This is a genomic window from Nocardioides sp. P5_E3 (assembly GCF_054049275.1).
This window is the reverse complement of sequence record NZ_JBFUMR010000013.1, coordinates 59,847-72,953: the sequence shown is the minus strand read 5'-3', so window position 1 is coordinate 72,953 and position 13,107 is coordinate 59,847. Positions and strand designations below refer to the sequence as shown.

Below are 13,107 nucleotides of genomic sequence, written 5' to 3'. Positions count from 1 at the left end.
CCCCGGACGCTCACGGGTCGTGACATCTGGCGGCCTTGGCAGACTGCGCGCATGACGACCCGGACCGCCGCCCGTCTCGCCGAGATCGCCGCCGACCACCTCGACCCCGACGCCGCGCGCCGCTGGCTCGCCCTCCTGCGTCCGGCGGTCCAGCTCGTCCCGGCCGGCCCCGGCGACCCGGTCGTCGCCCGCCTCGGCGGTACGCCCGAGCTGCCGCCCGGGACCGAGTGGCCGCAGTGGCCCGGTCAGGGCCGGCTGTCGTTCGTGGTCGAGCTCGACCTGGCGGCGCTGGCTGCGACGGGGACGGACGCAGGGATCGCCCTGCCGGCGGAGGGCCGCCTGCTCGGGTTCTACTTCGAGCCGGACGCGGACGGCCGCGTGGTCCTGCCCGGCGACCCGGACACGGTGCCGGGCTCGCGACTTCTCCACGTGACCGGCACCGGGCCGGCGGCCGACCCGGCTGCCGAGCTCGCCGCGGTGCAGACCCTCACCTGGCCGGACATGTCACACCCGGCCCTGGAGGACGCGGGCCTCGACGAGCTGCCGGACCCTTTCTGGGACGCGCTCGACGAGGTGCGCGAGGAGGATCCCGGGTCCGACTCGTTCGGTCGTCAGGTGGGCGGCTGGGCCTCCCCTGTGCAGGCCTCCGTCGAGCTCGAGACCGCCGAGCTCCGCCTCGGCGCTGCGACGTACGACGACGTCCACCGGGAGGAGGCGCTCCGGTGGCGCCTCCTCCTGCAGATCGACAGCGACTGGGCCGCCGGCACGGCGTGGGAGCCCGCGACCTGCCTCTACTGGCTCGCCCGCACCGACGGCGCAGGGCCGCTCCGGGTGCCCGACGACATCGGCTTCACCTGGCAGTGCTGACGATCAGGTGCGGTAGCCGCCGAGCAGCTCGGCCAGGCGCAGGTGCGGCTGCGCCTCGTCCTTGAGCCCCTTGCGCTCGAGGGCGCGCCCCACCAGCAGGTGGGCGTAGGGCTCGTTGGGGTCGTGCTCGAGCAGCTCGGTCGCGACCCGGATCGTGCCGTCGAGCTGGGCCGAGTGGAACAGCGAGCGCGCCAGCAGCAGGCGTACGTCGGTGAGCTCGTGCCCCACGTCGCCGGGGTCGTCGAGCAGCTCGGCCAGCAGGACCGCCGCCTCGCGGTAGCCGCGCTCCGCGAAGAGCGCCTGGGCCCGCAGCCAGCGGTCGTGGGTGGTGTCCTCGAGCAGCCCCGCGTGTCCGCGCAGCAGGTCCTCGAAGGGGGTGAAGTCGGTCATCGTCGCTCCTCTCGCAGAGCAGATCCGCCGGGTGTCCGGAGGACAGGTCGACGGCGGGATCCATCCGAGCGTGCGCCCGGATGCCGGTCCAACGCAGCAGGTGCCCCGGCGATTCCACGGCCGATCGCGAGGAATACTGGGCGTGGCAGTCCCGTTGGAGGTGGTACAAACTTCAACCACCGGTTGGAACCAATCGCAGGAGGACCTCATGCAGTTCGGCATCTTCAGCGTCGGTGACGTCACGACGGACCCGACCGACGGACGCACCCCGTCCGAGGCCGAGCGCATCTCGGCGATGACGCAGTACGCCCTCAAGGCGGAGGAGGTCGGCCTCGACGTCTTCGCGACCGGCGAGCACCACAACCCGCCGTTCGTCGTGTCGTCCCCGACCACGCACCTCGGCTTCGTCGCGGCGCAGACCGAGAAGATGCTGCTCTCCACGAGCACGACGCTGATCACCACCAACGACCCGGTGAAGATCGCCGAGGACTACGCGTTCCTCCAGCACCTCTCCGGCGGTCGCGTCGACCTGATGATGGGCCGCGGCAACACCGGCCCGGTCTACCCATGGTTCGGCAAGGACATCCGCGACGGCATCAAGCTCGCGGTCGAGAACTACCACCTGCTGCGCAAGCTCTGGCGCGAGCCGGTCGTGAACTGGCAGGGCCAGTTCCGCACGCCGCTGCAGGGCTACACCTCGACTCCCGCGCCGCTCGACGGCACGCCGCCCTTCGTGTGGCACGGGTCGATCCGCAGCACCGAGATCGCCGAGCAGGCGGCCTACTACGGTGACGGCTTCTTCCACAACCACATCTTCTGGAACAAGGAGCACACCGAGCAGATGGTGAAGCTCTACCGCCGCCGCTTCGAGCACTACGGCCACGGCGCCGCCGACCAGGCCTACGTCGGCCTGGGTGGCCAGGCGTTCATGGCCTCCACCGAGGCCGAGGCCAAGCGCGTCTTCCGGCCCTACTTCGACAACGCCCCGGTCTACGGCCACGGCCCGTCGATGGAGGACTTCACCGAGATGACCCCGCTGACCGTCGGCACCCCCGAGCAGGTCATCGAGCGCACCCTGGGCTTCGCCGACTACGTGGGCGACTACCAGCGCCAGCTGTTCCTCATGGACCACGCCGGCCTGCCCACCTCGCTGGCGCTCGAGCAGATCGAGATGCTCGGCACCGAGGTCGTGCCGGTGCTGCGCACGGAGTTCGAGCGCCGTCGCCCGGCCCACGTGCCCAGCGACCCGCCCACCCACGCGTCCCTCGTCGCGGCCGGTCCCGACGCCCCGCACCACCTCGTCGAGCCCGCCCGGGCCCGCGCCGAGGAGCTCGCGCAGCAGGCCGAGGCCGTGTCTGTCGAGGCGCAGGGATGAGCCGACGCATCGTCGTGGTGACGGCGGGACTGACCGTCCCGTCGTCCACCCGGCTCCTGGCCGACCAGCTCGCCGAGGCGACGACCGCGCAGGTCACCGCCCGTGGCGAGTCGGCGGACATCGAGTTCATCGAGCTGCGCGAGGTCGCCGGTGAGCTGGCGACCTTCATGGTCACCGGCGGCATCCCGACGCCGCGGCTGACGGAGCTGCGCGAGCAGGTCGCCGCGGCCGACGGGATGATCGTCGTGACGCCGGTCTTCAACGGCAGCTACAGCGGGCTGTTCAAGATGTTCTTCGACGCCCTCGACAAGGACTCCCTGGCCGGTACGCCGGTGCTGATCGCCGCGGCCGCCGGCAGTGCCCGGCACTCGCTGGTCCTCGACCACGCGCTGCGGCCGCTGTTCGCCTACCTCCGCGCGGTCGTCGTACCCACCGGGATCTTCGCCGCGACCGAGGACTTCGGCAGCCACGGCCTCTCCGACCGGATCACCCGCGCCGCGGCCGAGCTCGCCGCGCTGGTGCTCAGCCAGGGCGGCTACGGCGTCGGTGGGTTCGCCCCCGACCTGGCGGCGCGCCCGCGGCGTACGTCCGGCACGCAGGTCGCGGCCGACGTGACGCCCTTCGGCGACCTGCTCCGGGGGCACGCCGGCGAGGCCTGAGCCCCACCGACGCACCCCGCTCGGTCTCAGCGCGCCGACGCGAGCTCCGGCTCGGCGCCGGCCCCACGGGCGTCGTCCTCCTCGACGACCTCGCCGAGGGGCGCTGCCGGGCGTCGCGGCCACCACACCCGCTCGCCCAGCAGCACGAGCGCGGCCGGCAGCATCACCAGCCGGATCAGGGTGGCGTCGACGAGGATCGCGGTCGCCAGCGCGACGCCCATCATCTTCATCTCGAGCATGCTCAGCGTCGCGAAGATGGCGAAGACGGACACCATCACCGCAGCGGCGCTGGTCACGACGGACGCGCTGTCGCGGATGCCCTGCTCGACGGCGAGGCGGGTCGGGAGCCCGCGCCCGACCAGCTCGCGGATCCGGCTCATCACGAACACGTGGTAGTCCATCGACAGCCCGACCAGCACCACGAGCACGAACAGCGGGATCCAGTCGATGACGAAGCCCGGGCTGGTGAAGTCGAGCAGGCCCTCGAGCCAGCCGTGCTGGAACACCAGCGTGAGCACGCCGAAGGCGACGCCGACCGAGACCAGGTTGAGGAAGGTGGACAGCAGCGCGACCGGCACGCTGCGGAACGCCGTCCCCATCATCACCAGGGTCAGCAGGAGCACGAACCCGATCACTCCCGGCATCCACGCTCGCAGGCGGTCGTCGAAGTCGAGGTTGGACGCGGCGGCCCCGCCCACCGCCCACTCGGCGCCCGAGCCGGCGAACGCCGCCGGGGCGAGGTCGTCGCGCAGGTCGTTGATCGCCGCGGCGCTGCGGTCGTCGGACTCCGGCCAGGGCAGCGACATGGTCAGGGTCGAGGTGGCGCCGTCCGCGGCGTCGACGAGACCGTCGGGCACCGCCTCGAAGTCGCCACGTCCGGCAGTGGACTCCAACGTGGCGAGCGCGGTGCGGGCGTCGTCGCCGCGGGCGACGACGGTGACGGTCGTGCCCTCGCTGGGGAACTCCTCGGCCMCCGCGCGGAGGGTGTCGGCGGCCGGGATGCCGCGGGGCAGCGTCTCGAGGCTCGAGGCGTGCATCGTCATGCCCAGCGCCGGGACGGCGAGGACGCCGACGACCGCGACGGACGCGGCCAGCGCGGCCGCCGGGTGGCGTACGACCGGGGCGAGGACGCGGCGGCTGATCCCGCCGGCGCCGATGCGCCGGTTGAGCCGCCAGAGCAGCGGCACCCGCGGCCGGTCGACCCAGCGGCCGAGCGCGACCAGCAGCGCGGGGAGCACCGTGATCGACCCGACGACCGCCACCGCGACCACGACGATCGCGCCGAGCGCGAGGGAGTCGAAGGTGACGACGTCGACCAGGAAGAGGCCCGCCATGGACGCTGCCACCGCGAGACCGGAGACCACGATCGAGTGGCCCGAGGTCTGGGCGGCGATCTCGACGGCGTCGAGGGTGGTGCGGCCGCGGGCGCGTTCCTCGCGCTCGCGCTTGAGGTAGAACAGCGAGTAGTCGACGCCGACGGCCATCCCGATCAGCACGATCATCGAGTTCACCGTGGGCTCGGCGGGCACGAAGTGGGACGCGGCCGCGGCGATGCCCATGGTCGCCGCCACGCTGCCGAGCGCCAGGAGGACCGGGATGCCGGCCGCGATGAGCGCACCGAAGGCCAGCAGCATGAGCAGGAGGGTCACCGGCAGGCTGATCCCCTCCGCGGAGGACAGATCGTCGGCGACCTGGTCGTTGATGTCCCGGTCCGTGGTGAGGTCACCCGCCTGCCGGACCGTGAGGTCCGGGTGGTCCGCGGCGACGGTGGCGGTCACGGCCTCCAGCGGCGCGGGGTCCTCGACGCCCTCCTTCAGCGACACCGCGACGAGCATCGCGGTCCGGGCGTCGTTCCACACCGGGGCGTCGACCTCGGCGACGCCGTCGGCGTCGGCCATCCCGGTGGCGACCTCCTTCGCCGCGCGAGGCAGCTCGGCCCGGCCGGCCCGGTCTCCCGCGTCGCTCTGGAGCAGCACCACCTCGCCCGGCGGCGCCGACAGGCCCGCCTGCTCGGCCATCGCGTCGGCCCGACCGGACTGCCCGATGCGGTAGTCGGCCTCCTCCGCCTGCTGGGTGGGGACGAGGACGGCCAGGCTCGTGGCAGCCACCACGAGGACCAGCCAGGTGAGGATCGCGCGCCACGGGTGCTCGGCGCTCCAGCGCGCGGCCCGCTGCGGGATCCGGGTGATCAGGTCGGCGGCCATGGCCGTGCTCCGTTCGGTGGGTGGTGGGGTCGTCCTCCAACCTCGCGCCGCGCGGCGGACGGCGCAGCGGGGGCACCTCCCGAGCCGGAGTGGGGTCAACCCCACCGTGCGGAGCGCGCGGATCCGTGAGGATGGGGACATGGCAAGCACGGCGGGACCGGCGCGACTGACGCGCAACGCACTGCTCCAGGTGCTGCTCGCACTCCCGACGCTGCTGGCCCTCGTGCTCACGGTGGTCGGCGGGGCGACGGCGCTGCTGGTGGTGGGGATCCCGGTCGTGCTCGTGGGGCTGCCGATGCTGCGGTGGATCGCCGACCGGCACCGCACGCTCGCCGCCGAGGCCCTCGGGCACCCCGTCCCGACCGAGCGGCGGTCGGTGGAAGGGCAGCACGCGCTGCGCCGGCTGCAGACCTGGGCCGCCGACCCGATGTCGTGGCGGGAGCTGGCCTGGGCCCTCGTCTCGACGACCGTCGGGCTGGCGATCTCGCTGACCGTGGTGCTCCTGGCGCTGCTGATCGTGACGCTGGTGCTGTGGTGGTTCGCGACGCCGCAGCTGATGACGCTCCGCAGCCTGCTCGACGCCCGCCTGTTGAGCCGGGGCAGCCACCAGCTGCTCGAGGAGCGGGTCGCGGTGCTGACCGAGACCCGGGCCGAGCGGGTCGAGGACTCCGCCGCCGAGCTGAGGCGCATCGAGCGCGACCTCCACGACGGCGCCCAGGCCCGGCTGGTGGCCCTGCGGATGCACCTCGGCCTCGCGCAGGAGCTCGTGGAGTCGGATCCGACGGCCGCCCGTACGCTCCTCGCCGAGGCAGCGGCGACGACCGGCGCCGCGCTCGGCGACATCCGCGATGTCGTCCGTGGGATCCACCCGCCGGTGCTGGCCGACCGCGGGCTCGCGGGAGCGGTGGAGGCGATCGCCCTGGACCTCGCGGTGCCCGTCTCGGTCACCCCGGACCTCCCGGACCGCCTGCCGGCGCCGGTGGAGTCGGCCGTCTACTTCGCCGTCGTGGAGTGCCTGGCCAACGTCGGCAAGCACGCTGCCGCCGAGCACGCCTGGGTGGACCTCCGCCACGTCGACGACCTGCTCACCGTGGTGGTCGGCGACGACGGCCGCGGTGGCGCCGACCCGGCTGCGGGGACGGGCCTGCGTGGGGTCGCGCGGCGGCTGGCGGCGCTCGACGGGACCGTGAGAGTCTCGAGCCCGTCGGGTGGACCGACGCTCGTGACACTGGAGGTGCCGTGCAGCTCGTCCTCGCCGAGGACAACGCCCTCCTCCGGGACGGCCTGACCCGGATCCTCGAGGCGCACGACCTCACCATCCGGCACTCCGTCGCCAACGCGCCCGAGCTCGAGGTCGCGCTGACGGACCCGGAGGTCGACGCCGCGGTCCTCGACGTACGCCTGCCTCCGACGCTGACCGACGAGGGCCTGCGGGCCGCCATCGCGGTGCGCGCCGCTCGTCCGGGCTTTCCCGTGCTGGTGCTGTCCCAGTGGGTCGAGCACCTCTACGCCCGCGAGCTGCTGGCCAGCGGCGAGGGCGGGGTGGGCTACCTCCTGAAGGACCGGGTCGGCGACATCCGCGACTTCGTCGACGCCGTACGCCGGGTCGCCGGCGGTGGCACCGTCCTGGACCCCGAGGTCGTCGCCGCGCTCATGGCCCGACCGCGTGCGCGGGCCGTCGACCGCCTCTCGCCCCGCGAGCGTGAGGTGCTCTCGCTGATGGCCGAGGGGCGGTCCAACGCCGCCATCGCGGCGCGGCTGGTGATCACCGAGAAGTCGGTCGACAAGCACGCCAGCGGGATCTTCACCAAGCTCGACCTGCCGCTCGCGCCCGACGACAACCGGCGGGTGCTCGCGGTGCTGGCCTGGCTGGACTGACCGCCCAGCGGTCCTCCCGGTCTGACGGACGCGCTCGTCGTACCCCTGCGGGCGTATCCGTAGGGCGGTGAACGACGGTGACACCGCCCCACGGGTGTGTCTGCCGCCCGGGACTGGTGGTTGCGTCGATGGCTCGGCACAACCGATCCCTTGGGAGGGAACCATGAGTGACACAGTGTGGAGCTACCGCGACACCGCGTGGAGCCAGGACAGCGACCTCATCGGCTACGACGTCGAGGCGAGCGACGGGTCGATCGGCAAGATCGACGAGGCCAGCAACGAGGCCAGTGGCCAGTGGCTCGTCGTGGACACCGGCTTCTGGATCTTCGGCAAGAAGCGGCTCGTCCCTGCCGGCGCGGTCACCGGGATCGACCACGAGGACAAGACCGTGATGGTCAACCTCACCAAGGACCAGATCAAGTCCGCGCCGGACTACGACAAGGACGACTGGAACGACGACTCCCGCGGTCATCACACGGACTACTACACGCCGTACTCCAGCCGCTGACCCCAGCGCACCCCCGCGACGACGCCCCGGACGACACGCTCGTCCGGGGCGTCGCGTGTCTGGTCCTGTCTTCCGTGGCCCGCACCCCATCACTAGGTTGGGGACACCCGACCTCCGAAGGAGCACGCGATGGTCACCCTGAACCCCTACCTCAACTTCGCCGATGCCACGGCGCGCGAGGCGATGGAGTTCTACGCCTCCGTCCTGGGCGGCGAGCTCAACGTCATGACGTTCGGTGACATGGGCACCGAGGGACCGATGGCCACGCAGGTCATGCACGGCCAGCTCGAGACGCCCTCCGGCCTCACGCTGATGGGAGCCGACGCACCGCCGGAGATGGTGCAGGTGACCTTCGGCGACAACGTGTCGGTCAGCATCTCCGGGTCCAACGAGGAGGCCGAGCAGCTGCGCGGCTGGTTCTCCGCGCTGTCCGAGGGCGGCGAGGTGCGCCAGCCCCTCGAGGCAGCGCCGTGGGGTGACGAGTTCGGCATGTTCGTCGACCGCTTCGGGATCAGCTGGCTGTTCAACATCGCCGGCGCCGCGTCCTGACGCGTGCCCGACCTCGTTGCCTGGCGGGCCGACCCCGCGTCCCCGCGCGTCCACGCGGGCACCGTCCGCGCCGACCGGCTGCGGGTCCGGGCCGACTACCCGATCACCGGCGTCGCGATCGTGCTGCTCGTCCTGCAGGCGGTCTTCCTCGTCCCGCTCTTCTGGGAGCTCGACGTGACGACGGTCGCCGTGCCGGTGCTGCTCGCGGTCGACGCCCTCGGCTTCGCCGGCCTCTGGGTGCTGCGCGAGCGCGCCCGCCGTGACGTCGGCCGGTTGGAGGCGTCGTACGGCGACAGCGAGCGCGACGGCGTCACCCGTGACCCGTCCCTGGCCGGTCTCCTCGCCGTCTCCCGGGAGCGGCACGAGGCGATCCGCGAGGAGTGGACCCGCGCCGTCACGGACCCCCTCGCGCCACTCACCTCGGCCGACTCCACCGACGTCTCCGACCCCGACACCGCAGCCTTCGTCGAGGCGTACGCCGCCCTCGAGGACTTCCTCGCCGGGCACCCCGACGGGCTCCCGCCCGAGCTCGTCGCGGTCTACGGCCAGGACGTCCGCGAGTGCCGCCGGCTCTGGGACGCCGCGCGCACCCGGACCGGCTGAGGGCCACCTCCCGCACACGTGCGGCGGTGATGGCTCTCGACGCGGCTCAGGCCTCCCAGGCAGGGCCCTGGCCACCGAGGCGCTCGACGAGGCGGCGACCGACGTGGCCGGCGTTGGCGCGGCGTACGTCCTCGGGCACCTCCGGCAGGTTCTCCTCCCAGTCGAGCAGGCAGGACCCGCGCAGCTGCGCCATCCGGGCCGGCCGCCCGAAGAAGAAGGGGTGGGCGTGCGCCCCGCCGTCTCCGTAGCGGCCGATGTGGCAGCGACCGACGCTGGGTAGCTCCTCGACCGCGGCGGTGACCCGCACCATCAGTACGCCCATCTCGGCAGCCATGTCGTCCGGCAGGTCGGCGATGTCGAAGTGGTCGACCGGCCGCAGGATCAGCGAGACGGGCAGCTTCATGTCAAGCGCGACGAGCAGCCAGCGCTCGTTGCGCCACGCCACCTGCGCGGCCCGCTCGGGGGGCATCGGCTGTCGGCAGGAGCAGTCGGCCGGGTCCTCGCCCTCGCGGGGCGGCTCGACGTCCTGCAGCGGCTCGAGCGACTTGATCCGGAGCCCGTCGAGCTCGAAGGGGAAGATGTCCCACCCGGGCATCGCCTCGATGGCCACCGGCAGTCGTCCCTCGGCGTCGGTGGCCGCGGCGACGCGGGCGTGGAACTCTTCGGCGGTCTCGAGGCTCATGGCGTCGAGTCAACCAGCACGCGCCCGCAGACGCGCGGACCGAACCCCGCCGGCACCTGCCGCGTCGAGCGTGACGACCGACGGTTGACGAGACTTCTGTCCGCGCGTCTACGCGTAGCGGAGGTCAGGTCACCAGGGGGACGGCTGGTAGTCCTTGACGAAGCAGCCGAAGAGGTCGGTGCCGCCCTCCCCGAGCACGATCGGGTCGTAGACGCGGGCGGCGCCGTCCACGAGGTCGAGCGGCGCGTGCCAGCCCTCGGCCGCGATCCGCAGCTTCTCGTGGTGCGGGCGCTCGTCGGTGATCCAGCCGGTGTCGACGGCCGTCATCAGGATCTGGTCGGTCTCGAACATCTCGCCCGACGACGTGCGGGTCATCATGTTGAGCGCGGCCTTGGCCATGTTGGTGTGCGGGTGCCCGGCGCCCTTGTAGCGGCGCGAGAACTGGCCCTCCATGGCGGAGACGTTGACGACGTACGCCCGCCGCGAGGTCGCTGCCGACGCAGCGGCCGCGAGGGCCGGGCGCAGCCGGGAGACCAGCAGGAACGGCGCGATCGAGTTGCACAGCTGCACCTCGAGCAGCTCCAGCGGGTCGACCTCGCCGACGGTCTGGGTCCACGAGTTGTTGGTCTGCACGTCGGGCAGCAGGCCGCCGGCGTCGACGGCGGTGCCGGCCAGGTGCGCGTCGAGCGAGGCGTGGCCGGCCTTGAGCGCCAGGGCGGTGAGGGTCGCGGCGTTGTGCACAGCCATCGCGTGCTCCTCCGACTCGCCCTCGTGGTGGGCGACGGGGGTCGGCGCGAGCGCCCCGGCGATCGCGGCCGGGTGGGCCTCGGAGATGTGGTCGAACGTCACCAGCTCCGGGATCGAGTCGTCCGGCAGCGGCAGCGCCTCGGCCTCGACCAGCGGGGCGTAGGCGCCCGGCGTGCGGCGTACGGTCTGGCACGCGTTGTTGATCAGGATGTCGAGCTGGCCGGCCGCCGCGACGTCGTCGGCGAGCGAGATGACCTGCGTGGGGTCGCGCAGGTCGATGCCGACCACCTTGAGCCGGTGGATCCAGTCCTCGCTGTCGGGCAGCGAGGAGAAGCGGCGCACCGCGTCCTTGGGGAAGCGGGTGGTGATGGTGGTGTGGGCGCCGTCGCGGAGCAGGCGGAGCGCGATGTACATGCCGATCTTGGCGCGCCCGCCGGTGAGCAGCGCCCGCTTGCCGGTGAGGTCGGTGCGCTGGTCGCGCTTGCTGTGGCTCATCGCCGCGCACGAGGGGCAGAGCCAGTGGTAGAACGCGTCGACCAGGGTGAAGTCCTGCTTGCAGATGTAGCAGCCGCGGGCGACGAGCAGCTCGCCGGCGAACGCCCCGGCCGCGCTCGAGACCAGCGGGATGCCCGCGGTCTCGTCGTCGATGCGCATCGGCGACCCGGTCGCGGTCCGCTCGATGATGTCGCGGTCGTGGGCCAGCTCGGCGGCGCGCTTGGCGAGCTTGCGCTCGGCCTTGATCGACTTGTACATGTGCGACGCTGCGCGCTTGACCGTCACGTGGTCGGGGTGGTCCCCGGGCAGGTGGTGGAGCGAGGCGAGCACCCGGAGCGTCGTCGCGAGGTCGTCGGGGTCGATGCCGGGTTGCTGCTGTGTCACGTGGAGGAGGTTACGGCGCCTCCAGCGATCCCCGGTCATCCGGGAATCCCGTACGTTGTCGGCCCGTGCACGGCCTGACGACCTCAGCGATCCCCGGTCGACCGGGGATCGCGCGGGGCGTGGGACGCCGGGTCAGCCCTCGCGGGCCGGCGAGCCGTTGATCCGCACGCGGTCGGCGCGCATCCCGTGCTCGACGCCCCAGAGCACCGCCCGCGAGCGCGAGTCGACGTCGATCTTGCGGTAGGCCGAGCGGATGTAGGACTTGATCGAGTTGAGCGACAGCAGGGTGCGCTCCGCGATCTCCTGGTTGCTCAGGCCCATTGTGATCAGAGACAGCACCTCGGCCTCGCGCGCGGTGAGGCCCTCCTCGCGCCCGGGCCAGTCGCCGCCGACGAGCGGCGAGCGCCCCCGCGACGGCGAGACCACGAGCTGCCCCGACGAGATGGCGGCGAGGGCGTCGACGAGGCGGGCCGCCGGCAGGCTCTTGGAGAGGTAGCCGCGCACGCCCTGGCTGAGGGTGTCGCGGGTGAGCCAGGGCTGGAAGTTCCACGTGTAGACCGCGACCGCGCGCACCTGCGTGCTGTCGACGAGGTGGCGTACGGCGGAACCGTTGCCCTGGCCCATCCCGAACGTGTCGTAGAGGGCCACGTCGACCGGCTGGGCCACGGGCTTGCCCGCCACCAGCTCGACCACCTCGACGCGGTGGCCGTAGCTGCGCATCATCGCGTCGAGGCCACGGACGACGACCTCGTCGTCGTTGACCAGCGCGACTCGAATCACCATGGGGTCAAGGTACTGCTGTTTGCCGCCGTTGAACCTCCGGACGGGCGAGTCGGGGGGGAACCCACGGTCACGGCCCGCGACGATCCCACCCCTACGGCCGGGTCGCACGCGCCTGCGTGGGGTCAGGGGCAGCAGGGGTCGAACCGGAAGCCGACCCCGCGGATCGTGCGGATCCACTGGTTGCCGGAGGCGGCACCGCGCAGCTTGCGGCGCAGGTTGGCGAGGTGGACGTCGACCACGTGGGTGCTGTCGGGGACGAAGTCGCTGGCCCACACCGCGCGCATGAGCTGCTCGCGGGGGACCACGACGCCGGGGTTGCCGACGAGGTGGGCCAGCAGGTCGAACTCGGTGCGGGTCAGGTCGATCTCCCGGCCCGACACCCGCACCTCTCGCGCCCCGCGGTTGAGGGTGAGGTCGCTGCAGCCCTCGAAGCTGGTGGGGTCGGCCTCGGGCACCGGGTCGACCGCGATCTGTGCCGCGGCCACGTCCGGGACCGGACCGCTGCTGCGCGGACGGCGGAAGAGGGCGGCGACCCGCGCCTGCAGCTCGCGCATCGAGAACGGCTTGACCAGGTAGTCGTCGGCGCCGACCTCGAGCCCGACGAGCCGGTCGACCTCGGACGCGCGGCCGCTGACGACGATCACGTAGCAGTCGCTGACCGTGCGGATCTGGCGACAGACCTCGACGCCGTCGATGTCGGGCAGGGTCAGGTCGAGCGTGACCAGGTCGGGACGGCCCTCACCCACCAGCGTGAGCGCCTCGGTGCCGGTTCGTGCCACGACCACGTCGAAGCCGGCCTGGTCGAGGAGCTTGGAGATGGCGTCGCCGACATCGTGGTCGTCCTCGACGACCACGGCTGTCCGTGCGTTCATCATCCGTCCCTGCTCCCCAAGTTGACCGTTCACCTACCCTGCCGCACCCCACCTGAAACCGGGCGGGCGCGACCGGTGCTCCCCGCCCTGTCGATGCTAGGCGGCGGCGGG

14 protein-coding genes are annotated in these 13,107 nt (G+C 72.6%); 8 read left to right on the top strand and 6 right to left on the bottom strand.

What is annotated here, in order from left to right; all coding sequences use genetic code 11:
* Window positions 1-51 precede the first annotated feature (51 nt).
* Window positions 52-867 (top strand): DUF1963 domain-containing protein, encoded by an 816-nt coding sequence (locus ACXJKB_RS10355; RefSeq protein ID WP_457188010.1) that lies wholly within the window; start codon window positions 52-54, stop codon window positions 865-867.
* A gap of 3 nt (window positions 868-870) precedes the next feature.
* Here ACXJKB_RS10355 and ACXJKB_RS10350 read toward each other — a convergent pair whose 3' ends face one another.
* Window positions 871-1,257: a tetratricopeptide repeat protein gene (locus ACXJKB_RS10350; RefSeq protein ID WP_300048208.1), complete on the bottom strand. Its 387-nt coding sequence runs from the start codon at window positions 1,255-1,257 to the stop codon at window positions 871-873.
* A gap of 208 nt (window positions 1,258-1,465) precedes the next feature.
* Here ACXJKB_RS10350 and ACXJKB_RS10345 point away from each other — a divergent pair, with 208 nt between their 5' ends.
* Window positions 1,466-2,632 carry an LLM class flavin-dependent oxidoreductase gene (locus tag ACXJKB_RS10345; protein WP_457188008.1) on the top strand — a complete coding sequence of 389 codons (1,167 nt, stop codon included), beginning with the start codon at window positions 1,466-1,468 and terminating at the stop codon, window positions 2,630-2,632.
* Complete coding sequence (locus tag ACXJKB_RS10340; RefSeq protein ID WP_300048204.1) at window positions 2,629-3,291, top strand: FMN reductase; 663 nt, start codon at window positions 2,629-2,631, stop codon at window positions 3,289-3,291. The genes ACXJKB_RS10345 and ACXJKB_RS10340 overlap by 4 nt, the downstream gene beginning before the upstream one ends.
* Before the next feature lie 26 nt (window positions 3,292-3,317).
* On the opposite strand, the gene ACXJKB_RS10335 is transcribed toward ACXJKB_RS10340, so the two are convergent.
* On the bottom strand, window positions 3,318-5,495 hold the full coding sequence (locus ACXJKB_RS10335) for an MMPL family transporter (protein WP_457188005.1): 2,178 nt from the start codon (window positions 5,493-5,495) through the stop codon (window positions 3,318-3,320).
* A 139-nt stretch (window positions 5,496-5,634) separates the two neighbouring features.
* Here ACXJKB_RS10335 and ACXJKB_RS10330 point away from each other — a divergent pair, with 139 nt between their 5' ends.
* The 5 genes from ACXJKB_RS10330 to ACXJKB_RS10310 all read left to right on the top strand — a co-directional run bounded on the left by ACXJKB_RS10330 (window position 5,635) and on the right by ACXJKB_RS10310 (window position 9,033).
* Window positions 5,635-6,783, top strand: coding sequence for a sensor domain-containing protein (locus ACXJKB_RS10330; protein WP_457188003.1), 1,149 nt, complete (start codon window positions 5,635-5,637; stop codon window positions 6,781-6,783).
* Window positions 6,735-7,373, top strand: a complete 639-nt coding sequence (locus ACXJKB_RS10325; RefSeq protein ID WP_457188001.1) for a LuxR C-terminal-related transcriptional regulator — start codon at window positions 6,735-6,737, stop codon at window positions 7,371-7,373. The genes ACXJKB_RS10330 and ACXJKB_RS10325 overlap by 49 nt, the downstream gene beginning before the upstream one ends.
* Before the next feature lie 163 nt (window positions 7,374-7,536).
* Window positions 7,537-7,881: a PRC-barrel domain-containing protein gene (locus ACXJKB_RS10320; protein ID WP_457187999.1), complete on the top strand. Its 345-nt coding sequence runs from the start codon at window positions 7,537-7,539 to the stop codon at window positions 7,879-7,881.
* Between the two features lie 129 nt (window positions 7,882-8,010).
* Window positions 8,011-8,430 (top strand): VOC family protein, encoded by a 420-nt coding sequence (locus tag ACXJKB_RS10315; protein ID WP_457187997.1) that lies wholly within the window; start codon window positions 8,011-8,013, stop codon window positions 8,428-8,430.
* A gap of 3 nt (window positions 8,431-8,433) precedes the next feature.
* Window positions 8,434-9,033: a hypothetical protein gene (locus ACXJKB_RS10310; protein WP_457187995.1), complete on the top strand. Its 600-nt coding sequence runs from the start codon at window positions 8,434-8,436 to the stop codon at window positions 9,031-9,033.
* Between the two features lie 46 nt (window positions 9,034-9,079).
* Here the strand turns inward: ACXJKB_RS10310 and ACXJKB_RS10305 are convergent, their stop codons facing one another.
* From ACXJKB_RS10305 to ACXJKB_RS10290, 4 genes are all read right to left on the bottom strand, one after another.
* Window positions 9,080-9,715 (bottom strand): hypothetical protein, encoded by a 636-nt coding sequence (locus tag ACXJKB_RS10305; RefSeq protein ID WP_457187994.1) that lies wholly within the window; start codon window positions 9,713-9,715, stop codon window positions 9,080-9,082.
* A gap of 129 nt (window positions 9,716-9,844) precedes the next feature.
* Window positions 9,845-11,341: an SDR family NAD(P)-dependent oxidoreductase gene (locus ACXJKB_RS10300; RefSeq protein ID WP_457187992.1), complete on the bottom strand. Its 1,497-nt coding sequence runs from the start codon at window positions 11,339-11,341 to the stop codon at window positions 9,845-9,847.
* 132 nt (window positions 11,342-11,473) lie between these two features.
* Window positions 11,474-12,124, bottom strand: a complete 651-nt coding sequence (locus tag ACXJKB_RS10295) for a response regulator transcription factor (protein ID WP_457187990.1) — start codon at window positions 12,122-12,124, stop codon at window positions 11,474-11,476.
* Between the two features lie 122 nt (window positions 12,125-12,246).
* Entirely contained in the window at window positions 12,247-12,996 is a 750-nt protein-coding gene (locus ACXJKB_RS10290; protein ID WP_457187988.1) for a response regulator transcription factor, read from the bottom strand.
* Window positions 12,997-13,107: the final 111 nt, after the last annotated feature.

Coding starts and splice junctions, on each gene's coding strand:
- ACXJKB_RS10330 (WP_457188003.1), top strand. CDS start 5,635: ATGGCAAGCACGGCGGGACCGGCGCGACTGACGCGCAACGCACTGCTC.
- ACXJKB_RS10340 (WP_300048204.1), top strand. CDS start 2,629: ATGAGCCGACGCATCGTCGTGGTGACGGCGGGACTGACCGTCCCGTCG.
- ACXJKB_RS10345 (WP_457188008.1), top strand. CDS start 1,466: ATGCAGTTCGGCATCTTCAGCGTCGGTGACGTCACGACGGACCCGACC.
- ACXJKB_RS10305 (WP_457187994.1), bottom strand. CDS start 9,715: ATGAGCCTCGAGACCGCCGAAGAGTTCCACGCCCGCGTCGCCGCGGCC.
- ACXJKB_RS10290 (WP_457187988.1), bottom strand. CDS start 12,996: ATGAACGCACGGACAGCCGTGGTCGTCGAGGACGACCACGATGTCGGC.
- ACXJKB_RS10355 (WP_457188010.1), top strand. CDS start 52: ATGACGACCCGGACCGCCGCCCGTCTCGCCGAGATCGCCGCCGACCAC.
- ACXJKB_RS10295 (WP_457187990.1), bottom strand. CDS start 12,124: ATGGTGATTCGAGTCGCGCTGGTCAACGACGACGAGGTCGTCGTCCGT.
- ACXJKB_RS10350 (WP_300048208.1), bottom strand. CDS start 1,257: ATGACCGACTTCACCCCCTTCGAGGACCTGCTGCGCGGACACGCGGGG.
- ACXJKB_RS10320 (WP_457187999.1), top strand. CDS start 7,537: ATGAGTGACACAGTGTGGAGCTACCGCGACACCGCGTGGAGCCAGGAC.
- ACXJKB_RS10315 (WP_457187997.1), top strand. CDS start 8,011: ATGGTCACCCTGAACCCCTACCTCAACTTCGCCGATGCCACGGCGCGC.